General features: G+C 68.8%; 13 protein-coding genes. 3 read left to right on the top strand and 10 right to left on the bottom strand.

Translation table 11 applies throughout. From position 1 onward, the window contains the following. Window positions 1-45 precede the first annotated feature (45 nt). The 3 genes from ROP_RS07305 to ROP_RS07295 are packed head-to-tail and all read left to right on the top strand — an operon-like array spanning window position 46 to window position 2,979. Window positions 46-900 (top strand): tryptophan 2,3-dioxygenase, encoded by an 855-nt coding sequence (locus tag ROP_RS07305; protein ID WP_012688694.1) that lies wholly within the window; start codon window positions 46-48, stop codon window positions 898-900. Continuing rightward, window positions 897-2,132 carry a kynureninase gene (locus ROP_RS07300; protein WP_043824362.1) on the top strand — a complete coding sequence of 412 codons (1,236 nt, stop codon included), beginning with the start codon at window positions 897-899 and terminating at the stop codon, window positions 2,130-2,132. The genes ROP_RS07305 and ROP_RS07300 overlap by 4 nt, the downstream gene beginning before the upstream one ends. Continuing rightward, entirely contained in the window at window positions 2,116-2,979 is an 864-nt protein-coding gene (locus tag ROP_RS07295; RefSeq protein ID WP_043824360.1) for a PaaX family transcriptional regulator, read from the top strand. The genes ROP_RS07300 and ROP_RS07295 overlap by 17 nt, the downstream gene beginning before the upstream one ends. A gap of 5 nt (window positions 2,980-2,984) precedes the next feature. Here ROP_RS07295 and ROP_RS07290 read toward each other — a convergent pair whose 3' ends face one another. The 10 genes from ROP_RS07290 to ROP_RS07245 all read right to left on the bottom strand — a co-directional run bounded on the left by ROP_RS07290 (window position 2,985) and on the right by ROP_RS07245 (window position 18,780). Beyond that, window positions 2,985-3,434 carry a flavodoxin family protein gene (locus tag ROP_RS07290; protein WP_012688691.1) on the bottom strand — a complete coding sequence of 150 codons (450 nt, stop codon included), beginning with the start codon at window positions 3,432-3,434 and terminating at the stop codon, window positions 2,985-2,987. A 34-nt stretch (window positions 3,435-3,468) separates the two neighbouring features. Next, complete coding sequence (locus tag ROP_RS07285; protein WP_012688690.1) at window positions 3,469-5,238, bottom strand: sulfite reductase subunit alpha; 1,770 nt, start codon at window positions 5,236-5,238, stop codon at window positions 3,469-3,471. Next, window positions 5,235-10,742 carry a glutamate synthase-related protein gene (locus ROP_RS07280; protein ID WP_012688689.1) on the bottom strand — a complete coding sequence of 1,836 codons (5,508 nt, stop codon included), beginning with the start codon at window positions 10,740-10,742 and terminating at the stop codon, window positions 5,235-5,237. Before ROP_RS07280 ends, ROP_RS07285 begins: the two co-directional genes overlap by 4 nt. A gap of 320 nt (window positions 10,743-11,062) precedes the next feature. Beyond that, entirely contained in the window at window positions 11,063-11,458 is a 396-nt protein-coding gene (locus ROP_RS07275) for a nitroreductase/quinone reductase family protein (RefSeq protein ID WP_012688688.1), read from the bottom strand. A gap of 43 nt (window positions 11,459-11,501) precedes the next feature. After that, entirely contained in the window at window positions 11,502-12,884 is a 1,383-nt protein-coding gene (locus ROP_RS07270; RefSeq protein WP_043824358.1) for a dicarboxylate/amino acid:cation symporter, read from the bottom strand. Window positions 12,885-13,078: 194 nt separating this feature from the next. Further along, window positions 13,079-14,065, bottom strand: a complete 987-nt coding sequence (locus ROP_RS07265; RefSeq protein ID WP_012688686.1) for an isopenicillin N synthase family dioxygenase — start codon at window positions 14,063-14,065, stop codon at window positions 13,079-13,081. 31 nt (window positions 14,066-14,096) lie between these two features. Further along, window positions 14,097-14,585, bottom strand: a complete 489-nt coding sequence (locus ROP_RS07260; protein WP_012688685.1) for a GNAT family N-acetyltransferase — start codon at window positions 14,583-14,585, stop codon at window positions 14,097-14,099. A 179-nt stretch (window positions 14,586-14,764) separates the two neighbouring features. Further along, the gene (locus ROP_RS07255; RefSeq protein ID WP_012688684.1) at window positions 14,765-16,258 is read right to left on the bottom strand and encodes an aldehyde dehydrogenase; all 1,494 of its coding nucleotides are present in this window, start codon (window positions 16,256-16,258) and stop codon (window positions 14,765-14,767) included. Between the two features lie 27 nt (window positions 16,259-16,285). Then, window positions 16,286-16,651 carry a cupin domain-containing protein gene (locus ROP_RS07250; RefSeq protein WP_012688683.1) on the bottom strand — a complete coding sequence of 122 codons (366 nt, stop codon included), beginning with the start codon at window positions 16,649-16,651 and terminating at the stop codon, window positions 16,286-16,288. Window positions 16,652-16,662: 11 nt separating this feature from the next. After that, the gene (locus tag ROP_RS07245; protein ID WP_012688682.1) at window positions 16,663-18,780 is read right to left on the bottom strand and encodes an FAD-dependent oxidoreductase; all 2,118 of its coding nucleotides are present in this window, start codon (window positions 18,778-18,780) and stop codon (window positions 16,663-16,665) included. Window positions 18,781-18,798 lie beyond the last annotated feature (18 nt).

Here is an 18,798-nt window from a genome sequence, read left to right as displayed (position 1 = left end):
TGGAGGTCGGAGCCCGGTACTCGAACACCAGCAGTGAGGACGGCCATGGGCGTGCAGGCCAACACCAGAGCCATCGAGAAAGACATCGTCACCGATTTCAGTGAGCGGATGAGCTACGGCTCGTACCTCGACCTCGACACCCTGCTGAGCGCGCAGAAACCGGTGAGCAGGCCCGAGCATCACGACGAACTGCTGTTCATCATCCAGCACCAGACCACCGAACTCTGGCTGAAGCTCGTTCTGCACGAAACCCTCGCGGCCCGAGATGCTTTCGATGCGGACGACATCGGCAGGGCGCTCAAGTGCGTGGCACGCGTCAAACACATCCAGAAGACGCTGACCGAGCAGTGGTCGGTGCTGGCCACGCTGACGCCCACCGAGTATTCCGAGTTCCGGCAGTTCCTCGGGAATTCGTCCGGGTTCCAGTCCTATCAGTACCGCGCCGTCGAGTTCGTGCTCGGCAACAAGCACGCCGGGATGCTGGAGGTGTTCGAGGCCGATCCCGCCGCCCACGAACTGCTCGCCCGGCTCCTCGGCGAGCCGAGTCTGTACGACGCGTTCTGGCGGTGCCTGTCGCGGCTCGGATACGACGTGCCGGCGTCCGCGCTGAACCGCGACGTGACCGCCGCCTACAGCCTGAACGACGATCTGATGCCGCTGATCAAATTCGTGTACGAGAATTCCGAGGAGCACTGGGCCGTCTACGAGGCGTTCGAGGAGTTCGTCGACCTCGAGGAGAACTTTCAGCTGTGGCGTTTCCGCCACATGCGCACGGTGCTCCGGACTATCGGCATGAAGCCCGGGACGGGCGGATCCAGTGGTGTCGGATTCCTGCAGAAGGCACTCGAGCTGACGTTCTTTCCCGAACTTCTCGCCATCCGCACCGAGATCGGACGATGATGACCACGTCGACGGATGTGCTGGCGGCCCGCGCCGCGGAACTCGACGCCGCCGACCCGCTCCGCTCGTATCGCGACCTCTTCATCGGCGCCGACGACCTCGAGGTCGTGGCGTACCTCGACGGGAATTCACTGGGGAGGCCCACGAAAGCGAGCGCCGAGCGGATCAACGGTTTCGTCACGCAGTCGTGGGGTGGCCGGCTGATCCGTGGGTGGGACGAGGAGTGGTACGAACTGCCGATCACGATCGGCGACACCCTCGCGCGGGTGGCGCTGGGCGCGGCCGCCGGTCAGACCACGATCGGCGACTCGACGACGGTCCTGCTGTACAAACTCGCGCGGGGTGGGCTCGCGTTGCGGCCGGGTCGCACCGAGATCGTGGTGGACCGCGACAACTTTCCGACGGATCGGTACGTGCTCGAGGCCGTCGCCGGGGATCTCGGGCTCACCCTCCGGTGGATCGAATCGGATACCCGGGGCGGCGTCACCGTCGACGACCTGAAGTCGGTGGTCTCCGAACACACCGCGCTCGTCGTCCTCAGTCACGTCGCGTACCGCTCGGGTTACCTGGTGGACGCGGCCGGGGCCGCCCGGGTGGCGCACGAGGCGGGCGCGCTCCTGCTGCTCGACCTCTGCCATTCCGTCGGCTCGGTTCCCCTCGAACTCGACGCGTGGGGTGTCGACCTGGCGGTCGGGTGCACGTACAAGTACTTGAACGGCGGGCCCGGCTCACCGGCGTTCGCGTACGTCCGGGCCGGCCATCAGCAGGGCTTCGTGCAGCCGATCTGGGGGTGGATGGGGCGCGAGAACCCGTTCGCGATGGCGCAGGGTTACGAGCCGGCACAAGGCATCCGGCGCGTGATCAGCGGAACGCCGCCGGTCCTCGGCATGATCGCGTTGCAGGACACCCTGGCCCTCCTGGGCGAGGTCGGCATGGACGCCGTGCGGGCCAAGTCGATCGCCCTGACCGAGTACGCACTCGACCTCGTGCGCGAGGTGCTGGTTCCGCTGGGCGTGGAGATCGGATCGCCGGAGGATTCCGCCGAGCGGGGCGGCCACGTCATCATCGACCACCCGCGGTTCGAGGCCGTCGTCCAGCGGCTGTGGACGAAGGGCGTCATCCCCGATTTCCGTGCCCCACGGGGACTGCGCCTCGGCCTGAGCCCGCTGAGCACGAGCTTCGGCGAGGTGTGCGCCGGGATACTCGCGATCCGTGATGAACTCGCCGACTGAACCGGCGAGCGCGATTCTCGACGACTTCGATTCGCGGCCCGGCAGCGCCACGTCGCTGATCCGAACCGTGCTCGGTGCATACGTGCGTGACGTCGGCGGGTGGGTGGCGATCGCCGATTTCGTGGAAGTGATGCAGGCCGTCGGCATCCCGCCCGAATCGACGCGCATCGCGGTGACCCGCTTGAAGAAGAAGGGGGTGCTCCGGCCGCTGACCCGCGACGGCCGCAGCGGGTACGAGGTGACCGAGCAGGCCGAGTCGATGTTCACCCGCGGCGATCCGCGGATCTTCGGTTTCCGTCAGATGGCCGACACCGATCCCTGGCGGCTGATCTCGTTCACCATCCCCGAATCGCAGCGAGCGGCGCGGCACCAGTTGCGCAGGCGGCTCGGCTGGATCGGGTGCGGAACCGTGTCGCCGGGCCTGTGGATCGCCCCCGAACACCTCGCAACCGAGGTCGGGGACATCGTCGACGCGCTGGGCCTGTCCGAGTACGTGACCACGTTCGTGTCCACGTCGGTGTCCGTCCCCGATTCGATGGAGGACGCGGCCGCCCGGTGGTGGGATCTGGGCGGCATCGCCGCGCGGCACCGCGACTTCCTGGACCGCCACCGTGCCGCTCTCGCTGCCGCGGAGGAGGTGTCGCCGCGCGACGCGTTCGTCCGCTTCGTGCCGCTGCTCGACGAATGGCGCATCATCCCGTACATCGACCCGGGCCTGCCGGGCGCGATGCTGCCCGCGGACTGGCCCGGCGCCGACAGCGTTCGCCTGTTCGCGGCGGCGCGGGAACGCTACCTCGCCGGGAGCCGCGACTGGGTGCGGAGCGTGCAGTCGCGACTCCCGGCCTGAGGGCGTCAGCCCAGGAATTCCTCGCCGATGTTCTTGGCCCACTCCTCGGCCTGATCCTTGGGGCGGATCGAGCTGGAGCCGTCGTGCCTGCCGTGCTCGCCGACCTGCACCGCGCCGAGGGAGATCAGCTTCGCGGCCATGATCTCGCCGCCGCGGTTGTACGTCTCCTCGTACACCTTGTCGCCGAGGCCGAACAGTGCGAACTGCATGCCGGTGAGGTCGGGTTCGTCCTCCTCGAGTCCTTCGAAGAAGGGTTCCGCGCCGGTGGGCAGCTCGCCCTCACCGTACGTGGAGCACACGATGACGTGGAAGTTCGCGGGGTCGAGATCGCCCGCATCGAATTCCATCATGTCGTACAGGGACGTGTCGCCGTAGTCGCCGAGCACGTCGGCGATGTTGTCGGCCACCAGTTCGGAGGTCCCGCCCTCGCTGCCGTACAGAATCACCACTGCCATTGTTCTTGCTCCTCGTGAGTAGCTGCCGACGTGGTCAGTACACGTCGCGCAGGTAGCGCTTTTCCTTCTTGAGCTTGGTCACGTAGTCGGCGGCCTGCTCGGTGGAAAGGGTGCCATGGGTGGCGATCACCTCGTGCAGGGCCCGGTCGACGTCCTTCGCCATGCGGGTGGCGTCGCCGCAGACGTAGAAGTGGCCGCCGTCCTCGAGCCAGGAGAACAATTCGGCGCCGTTCTCGATCATCCGGTTCTGCACGTAGATCTTCTCCGCCTGGTCGCGGGAGAAGGCGAGGTCGAGGCGGGTGAGCAGACCGCTGTCGCTCATCGCGCCGATCTCCTCCTCGTAGATGTAGTCCGACGCGCGGTGCTGGTCGCCGAAGAACAGCCAGTTGCGTCCCGACGCGCCCCGCGCCTGACGCTCCTGCAGGAACGCGCGGAACGGTGCGATGCCGGTGCCCGGGCCGACCATGATCATCGGTGCGGCGTCGTCCGCGGGGACCCGGAACGACTTGTTCTTCGACACGAAGATCCCGCCGGTGCCGCCCTCGGCGATCCGATCGGCGAGGAAGGTGGAGCACACGCCGCCGCGGTCGCGGCCGGCCGAGCTGTGGCGGACGCTGGCGACGGTCAGGTGCACTCTGCCCGGGTTGGCCAGCGGGCTCGAGGAGATCGAGTAGGCCCGGTGCTGCAACGGCTTCAGCAGTCCGACGAACTCGTCCGCTGTCAGCGTCACCGACGGTTCGAGGCGCAGCAGGTCGAGCACGTCCTTGCCCCACAGCCAGGCGTCGAGGGCCTCCTTGTCGCCGTGCCGCAGCACGTGACTCAGCTCCTCGTCGCCCGCCCGCTTCTCGATCTCGTCGATGAATTCGTGGCTCGGCGTGGAGATCTCGTAACTGTGCAGCAGCAGGTCGGCGAAGGGCCGCTCCTTGCCGGTGACGGCGGCGTCTGCCGGGATGCCGAGCCGGGCGACGAGGGCGTCGACGAGGGCGGGATCGTTGATCGGCATCACGCCGAGCGCGTCACCGGCCTCGTATTCGAGGCCGCTGTCGGCGAGCGCGAACTCGTAGTGGCGGATCTCCTTCGCGGACTCCTCGCTCGACAGCAGGCGGTTCACGGACAGCGTGGAACCGTAGGGGTTCTTGCGGTTCCACTGCGACCGTGTGCGGGCGGGCTTCGCCACCGGCTCGGCGACGTCGGCGACCGCGGACTCGCCGCGAATACCCTCGACGGCCGCGAACAACGGCAGCGTCTCCGCGACCCAGGCGGCGGCGGCATCCTCGTAGTCGACGTCGCAGTCGACGCGCGGCGTCACGCGGTGCGCCCCGAGCTGCTCGAGCCGGGTGTCGATCATCTTGCCGGCCTGGCAGTACCCGTCGTACCCGGTGTCGCCGAGCGCGAGCACCGCGAAGTCGGTGGTCTCCAACCGTGGTGCGGTCTCCGCGGCCAGCGCCTGCCAGAACAGCTCGGCGTTGTCGGGCATCTCGCCTTCACCGTAGGTGGAGGTGACGACGAGGACGCGCTGCATGGCGGCGAGGGCGTCCATGTCGACGTCGTCGAGGGCGCTCACGACCGGCGCGAAGCCGTGCGAACGTGCCGCGGCCGCAGCGTCTTCCGCGACACCCTCGGCGTTCCCGGTCTGGCTGCCGTACAGCACGTGCATGGCGGGCAGCTGCCCACCGGCCGCCCCGGCGGGCGCGTCGGAGCCGCCGACGGCCAGACGCGAGCTCATCCCGGCGAGAAAGCCGGTGAGCCAGACGCGCTGGTCCTCGCTGAACGGGGCATCCTGGGGGATGTAGGGCAATTTCATGAGGGCACCACGTCTTTCGCGGGGATGTCTCGCGCGGGGATCAGATCGGGGAGGGCGTGCTGCGCGAACAGTTCCTCGAAACCGGGCAGCCGGCCGATCTTGTCGACGTTCTTCGCGTCCTGGTGCAGGATCCAGCCGTACGTGCCGGGGGCGTCGATGGACCGGACGTTGCGGCGGCGCAGCGCATCCTTGTAGTCGGCGAGCCGCTTGGCCGCCACCATCACGGCGAGGTCCTCGTCGCTGTAGTCCTTCAGCGCTTCCCGTGCGTACCGCTGCAACCGCTGCATGAGGAAGAAGTCCTCGGTGAGCAGCAGGTTGCGGACGGCCTTGTCGACGGCCGGGTCGGACGGATCCGTGACCCCGGGCAGCTTGGACAGCGCCATCTCCTGCGCAGCGTTCAGCACGGTGTAGTTGTTCAGCAGCGCGAACATCGCCTCGGTGTCGGCCTCGCCGTAGCCGGGCACGGCACCGTCCAGCACGGCGCGGCCGTCGCGGTAGTCCAGCTTGAACTTGCGCAGCTGGTGCGCGACCAGCGCTGCGGCCAGTTCGTCGGCGAGGTCCTTGCGGGACTTGGCCTTCAGGATCTCGTCGCTGTCCTGGTACTGCAGCAGCGCGCGCGGCATGCCGTACACGAAGTGGTGCTGCTCGGTCTCCCAGTTCTCCAGCAGCCACGCCGCCTTCGCGGAGCCGGTGGCCTCGAGGTGCCACCCGAGCAGCACGTGCACGGCCGAACGGTGCAGCGCGGCGTGCTCGCCGTCACCGGTGATCGAACCGAGCAGGATCGAGTCCGCGCTGGCCTTGCCGGGCAGCTTGTTCTCGGGGTCGTACTGGTAGACGAAGCCACCGCTCATGCCGTTGCCGACGCCCTTGCCGAAGCCACCGAGGTTGAGGACGGCGCCGTTCGTCATGTACTCGCAGGCGAAGTCGCCGACACCCTCGACGACCGCGGTGGCACCCGAATTGCGCACGGCGAAGCGGTCACCCGCCTGGCCCTCGACGAACGTGCGCCCACCGGTGGCGCCGAACAGTGCGAAGTTGCCGATCAGCACGTTGCCGCCGTGGCGGTCCGAACCGCCGCCGGGGGAGCGCACGACGATGCTGCCGCCGTTGGCGCCCTTGCCGACGCCGTCGTTGGCGGTGCCGGTGTGGACGAGGGTCATGCCGTCGTTGCAGAACGCGCCGTACGACAGGCCCGCGGACCCGGACGTCGCGATGCGGACGCTGCCGTCGCGTAGGTAACCGCGGCCGCGCTCGTCGCGGAGCACGGCGGGCAGCGCGACCTCGGTGAGCTCGTGGTTGAGCATCCGCTCGATGTCGACCGCCAGCTGGGCGCCGACGCTCTTGTTGCGGTTGCTCAGGTGCACGCCGTCACCGAGTTCGACCGTGGCCTCGCCCTGCTCGATCAGCGCGGCACGCAGCTGCACGAGCCAGCCGTCGTCGAGCGTGTAGTCCTTCTCCAGGTACACCGGATCGCCGATGGTGACCTCGTCGACCACGGCGAGCATCGCGCGCAGGTCGAGCTGGCCGACGCTGGACGGGTGGTCCAGGAGCTGCAGCAGATCCGAACGTCCCCGGGCCTCGCGCAGCGAGGACATGCCCAGCTCCGCCAGCACCTCGCGGGTCTCGTGCGCGATGTTCAGCAGGTACTGCGCCATCGCCCGCGGGTCGCCGTCGAACAGCTCGGGGTTGGTGGTCAGTCCGGCCGGGCACTTGATGTTGCAGTTCTTGGCCATGACGCACTTGAGCATCATCAGCGCGGTGGTGCCGAACTCGAAGCTGTCGGCGCCGAGCAGCGCCGACTTCACCACGTCGCTCGCCGTCTGGTGCGCACCGGAACAGCGGAGCAGCACCTTCTGCCGCAAACCGTTGGCGCACAACGCCTGATGGACTTCGGCGACGCCGATCTCCGCCGAACGTCCGGCGTACTTGAGGCTCGTCACCGCGGCGGCACCGGTGCCACCGGTGTTACCGGCCACGTTGATGACGTCGGCTCCGGCCTTCGCGACACCCACCGCGATGGTGCCGATGCCCTCCGAGGACACGAGCTTGACGATGACCCGGACCCGCGCCGCCTTGCAGTCGTGGATCAGCTGCGCGAGGTCCTCGATCGAGTACGTGTCGTGATGCGGTGGGGGAGAGACGAGTTCGACGCCGGGAGTGCCGCCGCGCGCGGCCGCGATCTCGACGGTCACCTTCGGCGCGGGCAGCTGCCCGCCCTCGCCGGGCTTGGCGCCCTGCGCGATCTTGATCTCGAGTTCCTCGAGCATCGGGTCGGCGAGGTAGCCGGCCCACACCCCGAAACGGCCCGACGCGAACTGTTTGATCCGCGAACCACGGATGGTGCCGTAACGGGAGATGTGCTCGCCGCCCTCACCGCTGTTCGACATGCCGCCGACCATGTTGGTTCCGTGCGCGACGGCCTCGTGCGCGTTGGAGTTCAGTGCGCCGTGGCTCATGGCGCCGGACGTGAGGAACGGGGTGATCTCGCTGGCCTTCTGCACCTGCCCGATCGGCAGGCTCGCCGGAGCGGTGCGCAGCAGCGACAGACATCGCAGTGCCTCACCGGTCGTGCGCACGAGGAGCGCGTCGCCGTCGACGCGGTGCTCGCAGAGGTCGTCGCCGAACCGCATCACCAGCGACTCGCCGAGGGCCGCGAGCACACCGGCCTCACCCGCGTGGGGGCCGGTGAGCCGGAGCCGGAACCCGTCGTCGCCGACGGCCTCGGACGCGAGTCCGCGCACCGCGAAGCTGTTGTTGCCCTTGCGGGAGAACCGGCCCATCTGCTTGCGGAACTCCGCCGCCGTGGTGAGGAACGTGACGTCGGCGGGCAGATCCAGCACGTCCCGCAGCGCTGCGGGACGGCGGGTGCGCTCGTCGGCCATGGTCCGCGCGAATGCGCGGTAGCCGGGAGTGATCTCGAAGCGGTCGATCGCCTCGGGCGTCAGCGTCTGGAAGCCGGCGTTGCGGTAGGCGTCGTCGTCGAGACCGAACGCGTCCTCGAGCCGGTTCAGCGGCAGCAGTCGCAGCGACTCCGTGTGGTCCTGGGTGCCGGCCGTGTCGAACGCGATGGGCTCCTCGGTGAGGTCGACGAAGCCGCGCACGGCCGCCGTGCCGTACGAGTGCCCGGCGCCCTCGGCGCGCTCCTTGAACAGGCCGAGCAGCGGGATGTCCTTCTCGCCCGACACGGTGACGGCACGGGCGTGCCAGTCGGCGACGGCCTGCGCGATCACCGCGAAGCCGACACCGCCGACCGGGGTCTGGACGTTCGGGAACCAGCGGCGCAGGATCGGGTCGTCGGTGTCGAGGTAGTTGGGTTCGAAGAACTCGCCGCCGATGTAGCTCTCGGCGGTGCACAGGCCGACGCGGCCCATGGTCTTCATCAGCGACTTCTCGGCTGCCTTCGCGAATCGCTTGAACGCGGCGTCGGCCTCGTCGGCGAACTTCTCCTCGGCGCGCAGCCGGACGGCGAGCGGGTACACCGCGGCGGCGCCGAACCCGAGGGCGGCGGCCACGTGGTGGGACGACGAGATCTGGCCGCTCTCCGCGACGACGGAGACCCGCAGGCGCAGACCCTCCTCGATGAGCCGCTGGTTGAGCGCCGAGATCGCCACGATCATCGGCAGCGCCGCCTTGTCGGTGGACACGTGCCGGTCGGTGACGACGGCGATGCCACCGCGCTCCCGCGCGAATGCCTCGACATCGTCACACAGTGCCGACACCGCGGCCTCGAGGGCGGCGGCGTTGGCGGCCGGGTCGCCCTGGACGGGGGTGTACAGCATCGAGAACCGCTCGACGGGGGTCTCGGTCTGCTTGCGGATCCGCAGCGCGTCGGCGTGGGTGAGGATCGGCGACGGCACCACGATCTGCGGGGCCGGGCGGGCACCGCTGTTCGGCTTGGCGCCGAGCGCCACCCGCAGCGTCATGCCGTCGGCCTCCCGGATGCTGTCCAGGGACGGGTTGGTGACCTGCGCGAACCGCTGCGAGAAGTACTTGGCGACGCCGCCTTCCTGATCGGAGAGCGCGTTGATGGCGTTGCCGTAGCCCATCGCGGAGATCTTCTCCTGACCCGATGCGAGCATCGGGTCCATCATGAACTTGAAGCTCTCCTGGTTGTGGGAGTACGCGACGAACCGCTGGTGGCGGTCGAGGTCGCCCTTGTAGCGCAGCGGGCCGGGCTCGGGCTGCACCTCGGGCAGGGCCTCGAGGGTGCGGCGCGCGTCGGCGACCAGCGCGACGTAGTCGGTGCGGGCGGCGAGCAGTTCGAGCGCCTCGTCGGTGGAGTACGCGCGGCCCTCGCGGTGATCGAAGTACAGCATGCCGCCGGCCTCGATGCGTCCCCGGTGCAGCACGGTGGCGGGATCGAAATCGATCTGCCCGGCCTCGGACGTCACGCACAGGTACTCGTCCGTCTCCACCGAACGCAGCGGACGCAGTCCGAGCCGGTCGAGGCGGGCGCCGACGACGGTGCCGTCGCCGAAGATCAGCGCGGCCGGGCCGTCGTTCTTCTCCTCGTACAGCGAGAAGTACTCGAGCATCGCGCGGACCTCGGGCGACAGGGTGGAATCGTTCTCCCACGCAGGCGGCATCATCGACACGACCGCGGTCACGAGGTCGAGGCCGTCCTCCACGACGCGGCTCTGCAGCGTCTGGTCGAGGCGGCAACTGTCGGACTGGCCGTGCGGGCGGACGATCTCCCGGTTGCGGGCACGCGCGAGCGCGGCCTCCGACAGCCGGTTCTTCTTGTCGGTGTTGAGCTCACCGTTGTGCGCCATCAGACGGAACGGCTGCGCCATCGTCGGGTGCGGGTCGGTGTTGGTGGAGAACCGGGTATGGAAGTAGAGGGTGTGGATTGCGTGCGCCGGATCGACGAGGTCCTGGAAGTAGGGCATCACCTCGTTCGAGTTGAGGCGGCCCTTGAGCACCTGGGTGCGCGCGCTGAGCGACAGGGGGTACAGCCCGGCCAGATCCGGCTGGGTGTACGCGACGGCCTCGATCGCGAGCAGGGCGTCGTGGATGCGGCGGTCGAACTCGGCCTCGTCGGCGCACGCCTCGGGCGCGGTGAACACCCACTGCCGGATCGGCAGCTGGTGCCGGATCGCGGCGGGCCGGAGCACGGTGGCGTCGACGGGCACGTCGCGCTCGAGCAGCACCTCGAACCCCTGCTCGGCGAGCGCCCGCTCGATGACGGCTTCCGCATCGGCGTGGAACGCGACGTCGGTGGGGAGGAAGAAGTTGCCGACCCCGAAGCGGCCCGCCTCGAGACCGTCGTCACCGGTCAGGGCCCGGAAGTACGGCACCGACAGGTCGACGCACACGCCGGCGCCGTCGCCGACACCCTCCGCGGACATGCCACCGCGGTGAGGAACGGCACACAGGGCCTCGTGGCCCCGGAGGAGGACGTCATGGGTCTGAATGCCGTCCTTGCGGGTAATGAAGCCCACGCCGCAGCTGCTCTTGTCGAGCGTCCTGTCGTACAGGCCGGACTCGGTGGCACTCGTAATCAACCGACTGTCTCCTCGCGATACTCGCCGAATAGGGGTCCGTGCTGGGCGCACGGGTGGCGTCGGCGAGAGGATCACGGCAGAGAACCGGCCCCGTACCGATGCGCCGGTGAGGCAGACGTCGTTGTCTGAAATGCGGACTTTGGCATGTCCACGCGAAACCGCAGATTAGCCGAGGCTAAGTCTTTACTGCAAGCTGCTCGGCCACAGCACGACGAGCGGTAGCAAATCCGCGCCCGGCGTGCGGACCGAACGTGCAGTTGCGAACATCACACCTGGCCAGGCCGCAAAACGTGCATGACCCGGCAGCCCGCGGTCTGGGCTCAGTCGGCGAGGTCGATCCGGACCGTCAGGAGGTCGGTACCGACCGCGCGGACGGCGGTGCTGTTCATCCGGGGCAGCTGCGCCAGCCGCGCCCGGGTGTCGTCGTCGGGTAGCGGCGTCGCCGTGCCCGTGTGCCACCGGCCGTGGATCCGCAGGCGAACGGCGTTGTTCGCACGGATGTTGCGGATGTAGTTCGACTTCTCCCCGAATTCGGACACCAGCCAGAACTCGGTGCCAGCGCGCCGGCCGCCGATGGGCGTGACGCGGGGCTGCCCGCTCACCCGGCCGGTGGTCTCGAGGAGGGTCTGGCTCGACAGTCGCGTGGAGAGCGGGTTGGCGACGTGCCGCTGGAATTGCGTGACGATCCGTCGCTTGATCTCGCTGAGGTCGGCCATGACGACAGCCTTCCACGTGCGGAAGGCTGTCGTCTTGCCTTTGCTATGCCGCGACGGCGGTGTCGTCGTCGGCGAAGGGGTCGCCGTTCCGCTCGGCGTTGTAGCGGGACTCGTCGAGGATGCCCTCCCGCTTGGCGACGATGGTCGGGACGAGGGCCTGACCGGTCACGTTCACCGCGGTGCGGCCCATGTCGACGATCGGTTCGACCGCGAGCAGCAGCCCCACGCCGGCGAGGGGAAGGCCCAGGGTCGACAGCGTGAGTGTCAGCATGACCGTCGCGCCGGTGGTGCCGGCGGTGGCCGCGGACCCGATGACCGAGACGACGATGATCAGCAGGTAGTCGGTGAACGACAAAGGCACACCGTAGAATTCGGCGACGAAGATCGCTGCGATCGCGGGGTAGATCGCGGCGCACCCGTCCATCTTGGTGGTCGACCCGAGCGGAACCGCGAACGACGCGTACTCGCGGGGGACACCGAGATTGCGTTCGGTGACCCGCTCGGTGAGGGGCAGGGTGCCGATCGACGACCGCGACACGAAGCCGAGTTGTGTGGCAGGCCACACGCCGGAATAGAAGGCGCGCACCGACAGACCGTGCGCGCGGATCAGGACGGGGTAGACGACGAAGAACACGATGGCCAGGCCGACGTACACGGCGGCGGTGAACCAGCCGAGCGAGCCGATGGCATCCCAGCCGTACGTGGCGACGGCGTTCGCGATCAGTGCCGCGGTCCCGATCGGTGCGAGACGGATGATCCACCACAGCACCTTCTGCACGATGGCGAGGAGTGACGCGTTGAACTGCAGGAACGGTTCGGCTTTGGCCCCGACCTTCAGGGCGGCGATGCCGATCGCGGCCGCGACGACGAGCAGTTGCAGCACGTTGAAGCTCAGCGACGTACTGGCCGCGCCCTCGGTGACGGTGGTCTTCGCGTTCAGGCCGAGGAAGTTGCTGGGGACCAGTCCGGTGATGAACGCCCACCACGAACCGGTGGTGCCGGGCGCCCTTTCGGTGGCCGCGCTGACGCCGGTGCGGGCTCCGGGCTGGGTGATCGACCCGACGACGATCCCGATGATCACGGCGATGAACGCGGTGATCGCGAACCACAGCAGCGTCTGCACGGCCAGGCGTGCGGCGTTGGCCACCTCGCGCAGGTTGGCGATCGAGCTGACGATGGCCGTGAACACCAGCGGAATCACCGCGACGGTAAGCAATTTCACATAGCTGGATCCGATGGTGTGGACGGTTCCGACGAGCCAGTTCTCGTTGCCGTCGGCGGCGACGGGCATGGCGCGGGCGACGAGACCGAGGACGACGCCGACGACGAGTCCGGTGACGATCTGGGGGCCGAACGACGTGGCCCACTGGGGGAGTCGGCGCCGAGAGGTGGTCTCGGCGCGCGTGGACAGCGCGGGGCTGGGCATGGGTGTGCCTTTCGCATGGGGCCGTGAGACTTCGCCCGGTGGGGCGGGTACGGCGAGAGAGAGAGTCCTGAAGTGAAGCGGTGCGTCAGCGCGAGCGCGGACAGATGGCACTCGCCTGCAGGCGGAGGTCGACGTAACGCCGAGAGGTCAGGAGCAACACTGCGGGAACATTACTCCCGGTGGTGGCGGGACTTTTACCCCGGTTCCGCCTCGTCCGGGTACCAGCGCGCGTAGACGTCCGGGTGGGCGCGGGTGCGGCTCTTCCATGCGTTCTCGCCGTACGTGTTGTAGAGCGGGTTCGATGGGTCCATCTCGATTCCGCGGGCTCGCGCGGCGAGGTGCGGCGGCAGGGTGATCACCGGGACCGTCGCGTCCAGAGCGGGATTGAGGAAGTACGGCACCGACAGCCGCTCGGGTGCACCGGCGGGTGTGAGCACCCGATGCCGGGTGGCCCGCAGGTAGCCACCGGTCGCGACCTCGAGCAGTTCTCCGATGTTCACGACGAACGACCCGGTCCGGGCGGGTGCGTCGATCCAGTCGCCGTCCTCCGTCTCCACCTGCAGTCCCGACGATCCCGGTTCGAGGAGCAGCATGGTCAGCACACCCGAGTCCTTGTGGGCGCCCACACCCTGTTCGCCGGTGTGGTCTGCGCTCGGCCGTGCCGGATAGCGGACGACCTTGATCAGCGTGGCGGGGGCGTGCGCGAACGCGTCGTCGAAGATCGCCGGGTCGGCGTCGAGTGACGCGGCCCAGTTCCGGAGCAGCCGCATCCCGACGTCGGCGAGGGCGGCGTCGAGGGCCTCGATCGTCTTCTCGAGATCGGGCAGGTCGGTAGGCCACTGATTGGGACCCTGGAGCCGCAGGTAGTCGGCGGCGCCGGGGATCGGCTGCCGTTCGGGACCGATGTCGATCTGTTCGCGCCAGTCGGTCTCGCCGTTGGTCAGCTCACCGCCCACGCGGTTGTAGCCGCGGAAGTGCGGGCTGTTCAGCATCGCGATGGACTGTTTGGAGTCCTCGGACAGCGCGAAGAACTCCCGTGCGACCGTGAACACGCGGTCGAGCACTTCCCGGTCCACGCCGTGCCCGTCGAGGTAGAAGAAACCCACGTGGTGGGTGATTTCCCGCAACCGTTCCCGCCCGGCCGGGGTGTCCAGTTCGGCGAGATCGACGATGGGGAGCATCCCTCCACGGTATGCCCGGTTCGTCGTGGTGTCAGGTGTCCCGGCGGCGCTCGAGCAGGACGCTGTCGTGCCAGACGCCGTCGATCTGCGCGAGCCGCTCCCGCATCCCGACCGTCCGGTAGCCGACCGCGTGGTGCAGGGCGATCGATCCCGCGTTGACGGCGAGCACCGAGGCCTGCAGCGTCCAGATGCCCGAGAAATCGGCCTCGTCGATGAGCCGCCGCATCAGCGCGGTCCCGACGCCCACGCCGCGGAACTCCCCGGCCGTGTACACGGAGTTCTCCGCCACCCCGCGGAAGCAGCGCCGCGACGACACGGGGGAGAGGGTCGCCCACCCGGCGACCGTCCCGTCCACCTCGGCCACCCACCGGTGTCCGTCCAGCCACCGCGCGTCCAGTTCGGACCGGGTGGGGGTCTGCGTGTCGAACGTCGCCCGTCGCGTCGCGATCCCCTCGGAGTAGATCCGGAGCACCGCATCCCAGTCGGTCGCGTCGAGCCGGCGGACCGCGACCGTCTCCATTGTGGAGGTGGTGCCTTGAAGTGCTGTGGCACAACGCAATCGAGGATCCGGTTCCGAAGGGGCGAGGGCAAACATGGCGCCAGCTTAGCGGCTCGACCCGGTGGCGTGGGGTGCCACGTTTCGGGGCGAATGTACCTCCCGGCGCCTCGGGTGCGCTGAAAGGTACGTCCGCCCGCTCACTACCGCAGCCGGATCCAGGTCGTCTTCAGCCCGGTGTACTTGTCCATCGCGTGCAGGGACAGGTCGCGGCCGAAACCGGACTGTTTGAACCCGCCGAACGGGGTCTGCGCGCTGATGGCGTCGACGGTGTTGACCGACACGGTTCCGGCCCTCAGTGCGGAGGAGACGCGGTGGGCCCGGTTCAGGTTCTCCGTCCACACCGAGGCCGCCAGCCCGTAGATGCTGTCGTTGGCCATGCGGACGGCGTCGGACTCGTCGGTGAACGTCTGGACGGTGAGGACGGGTCCGAACACCTCCTGGGTCACGACCTCGGCGGTCGGGGCGAGGTCGCCGAGGATCGTCGGTTCGATGAAGCAACCCCGCCCGTCGACGGTGGTGCGGTTGCCGCCGAGCAACACCCGGCTGTCGGGGCGGGCGCGCTCGATGAAACCGGCGACCGTCTCGGTGTGCTTCTCGTCGACGATCGCGCCCAGCGTCGACGCGGGGTCGAGCGGGTTTCCGGGCCGGATCGACGACGCCCGCCGGACGAGGGCCTCGGTCACCTGCTCGGCGACCGACTCCTGGACCAGCAGGCGGGAGTTGGCCGAGCACACCGCCCCCTGGTTGTAGAAGGCGCCGAACACGGCCTTCTCCACGGCCTCGTCGAGATCGGCGTCGGCGAACACGAGATTCGGGCTCTTGCCGCCGCATTCGAGCCAGACCTGCTTCAGATTCGAGTCCGCCGCGTACCGGAGGAACCGCTTCCCGGTCGCGGTCGAGCCGGTGAACGCGACGACGTCGACGTCGGGATGCAGGCCCAGCGACGCCCCTGCGGTGGCGCCGAGCCCGGGAAGAACACCCAGGACGCCGTCCGGAAGGCCCGCCTCGGCCGCGAGTTCGGCCAGCCGCAACACCGACAGCGGGGCCTGCTCGGCGGGCTTGACGATGACGCTGTTTCCGGCGGCGAGGGCGGGCGCCAGCTTCCACACCGCCAGATCGAGTGGAAAGTTCCACGGCACCACGGCGGCGACGACCCCGAGCGGCTCGCGGGAGACGAGCGCGAGACTTCCCGGATCGGTGGGCGCGATCTCCCCGCCGACCTTGTCGAGGGCCTCGGCGTAGAACGTGAAAAGTTCTGCGGCCGATGGAACATCGACGTTAAGCGCCTCCACCACGAGCTTGCCCATGTCGAGGGAGTCGAGCAGGGCGAGCTCGTGGCGGTGCTCGAGGATCAGCTCGGCGAGCCGGAGCAGGACCCGTTTGCGGTGCGACGCCGGGCTGCGCGACCAGATGCCCGAGTCGAACGCCTCCCGCGCCGACCGGACCGCCACGTCGACATCGGGGGCGTCCGCGGCGGACACCCGGGCGAGTAGTTCGCCGGTCGCCGGGTTGATCGAATCGAACGTCTCGTCCGACTTGGCGGGACGGAATGCGCCGTCGACGAACAGTTCGCGGCGCGGCGTGATCGTCGCGGCGCGAACTGTCCAGTCGTCGAGTGTGGTCGGATCAGGCATCGTCATCCTCGTGCTCGAAAGTGGTGGTCAGGGAACGTAGATGGCGAACTGCTTGAGCAGCGGTTCGTCGACGCGGTACTCCCCGCGCCACCCCCTGGTCAGCGTGAACGCGTCGCCGGGGCCGAACGTGTGCGCGACCCCGTCGTCCGACGTCAACGTCACGGAACCCTCCAGTACCCGGGTGTATTCGTCGCCCGGGTAGCACTCGATGAACTCGCGGTAGGGCTCGGCGCGCCACGAGCCGACGGTGAACTTCTCGTCGCCGCTGCTCAGGTGGACCATTTCGTGTTCCCGGGGATCGCCGGCCCGGAGCGTGTCCGCGGTGACGTAGGCGCTGGGGGTCATCGCCGCGACGTTCTCGGCGCCGGTGGGGATCGGGTGTACTGCGGTCATGGTGGGACTCCTCAGTTCTGTGCGTTGACGAGCGGGGGGACGGACAGGGTGCGGACGGGTTCGATGGACAGGCCGGTGACTTCCCGGCGGAACGCGACCGGTCCCGGTGCGGGTGGCTCCTCCAGTTCCTCGGCGTACCGATGCCCGGACCAGACGGCCGCCGCGATGGTGGACGGCGCCCACGCGTCGCCGATGCCGCGGACGCTGCGCAGGTCGGCGGCGGCCCATTCGGATTCGCGCGACTGCAGGTCGTGGAACAACCCGTCGTGCGGAAGTCGGGCCGTGACGAGGACGACGCCGTCCGCCTCGACGAACTGTTCGTCTCCGGTGAAGGCGCACACGGTGCGGACACCGTCCGGCGTGACCGCCGTGGCGGCGCGGTTCACCTGAACGTGCACCCCGGCCTTGATGATTCGCTTGCGGATGCGGACCACCTCCATGGTGTTCGTCGTCCACTGCGACACGTGCGCGGCCGGCGTGATCAGGGTGACGTCGAATCCCTCCTTCGCCAGGAGTTCGGCGACGACCGCCCCGAGGTAGTAGTGGTCGTCGTCGAAGAGCACCACCTTGTTGCCCGCGGGTCGTAGCCCCGCCATCACGTCGTCCGGTGTCAGGACGTCGGCGTGCTCGTCGACGGGAACGGCGTGGGTGTGCCACCGGCCGACACCGTCGCGGCGCCAACTGGAACCGGTGGCGACGACCACGTGGTGGAAGTCGTTGTCGATGACGTCGTCGGCGGTCATCTCGCTCTCCATGAACACGTCGACGTTCGACAGCGTGCGGAGCTGCTGCTGCCGGTAGTCCACCACCCGGATCCAGGCGGACAGCCCGGGCAGCTTCGACTCACGGGTCACCCGGCCACCGAGTTGCCGGCTCGCCTCGGCGAGGCTGACGTTGTAGCCGCGTTGCCCGAGGGCGCGTGCCGCCTCGAGTCCGGCCGGACCCGCGCCGACCACGAGCACGTTCGACTCACTCGAGCGGACCTTGATCCGCTCCGGGTGCCACCCGCGACGGAACTCCTCACCCATCGTCGGGTTCTGCGTGCAGCGGATCGGCGACATCGTGAAGTCACCGGACACGCAGATGTTGCAGCCGATGCATTCCCGGATGTCCTCGAGGTTCCCTTCCTCGATCTTGCGGGGCAGGAACGGGTCGGCGATCGACGGGCGGGCCGCCCCGATGAAGTCGAGGATGCCGCTCTTCACCTGGTGCAGCATCGTGTCGGGCGAGGTGAAGCGGCCGACGCCGACGACGGGTTTGGTGGTGAGCTGCTTCAGTCCCCGAACGTACGGTTCCTGCTCCGCCTCGGGTCCGAACCGCGAGGTGACGGAGTCGTCCTCCCAGCTGCCGAGCACGAAGTCCCACAGGTCCGGGGTCTCGCCGAGCAGGCCGATCACGTCCTCGATCTCGCTGCGGGTGATTCCCTCGTCGCCGAGGAGTTCGTCGACGGAGATGCGGCACGCGACCGCGGCCTTGCCGTCGGCGACCTCGCGTGAATCCTCGAGGATCTCGCGGAGCAGGCGCACCCGGTTGGTCAGGCTGCCGCCGTACTCGTCCGTCCGGTTGTTGTAGCGGCGGGACAGGAAGTGGTGCAGGCCGCCGATCGCGTGCCCGGCATACACGTAGACGATGTCGTATTCGGCCTTCAGTGACCGGCGCACCGCCTCCTTGTGCCAGTGCCGGAGGTCCGCGATGTCCGACTTGGTCATCTCCCGGGCCTGGACGGGGTCGTAGTTCCAGGAGACGACGGGCAGGTTCTGCGGGCCGAGCGGCGTCTCGCGGCTGATCAGGTTGGGGCTGTTCAGGCCGTTGTGGGCGAGTTCGATGCCTGCGAGGGAGCCGCCCTCGTGGATCTTCTCGGAGATCCTGGTGAGGGCGGGCAGGTCCTGATCGTCCCACAGGCGCAGTTCGATGAACGGGCCGATGTCCGAGGTGGGGTGGATCTCGACCTGCTCGGTGCAGACGACCGCCCAGCCGCCCTCGGCCTTGACTCGGCGCATGTAGGCCTCGCCGGACGGGTCCCGGTAGCCCATGCCGTTGCAGTGGGGGACCTGGAAGAACCGGTTGCGGGCGGTGACCGGTCCGATCTTGACCGGTTCGAACAGGATGTCGTATCGCGGATCACGCACGGTGGGTTCCTGACTGGA

The organism is Rhodococcus opacus B4, assembly GCF_000010805.1.
In the GTDB taxonomy this organism is placed as follows: domain Bacteria; phylum Actinomycetota; class Actinomycetes; order Mycobacteriales; family Mycobacteriaceae; genus Rhodococcus_F; species Rhodococcus_F opacus_C.
Note: the sequence above shows the minus strand (reverse complement) of the source record. Positions and strands in the feature narration are given on the sequence as shown.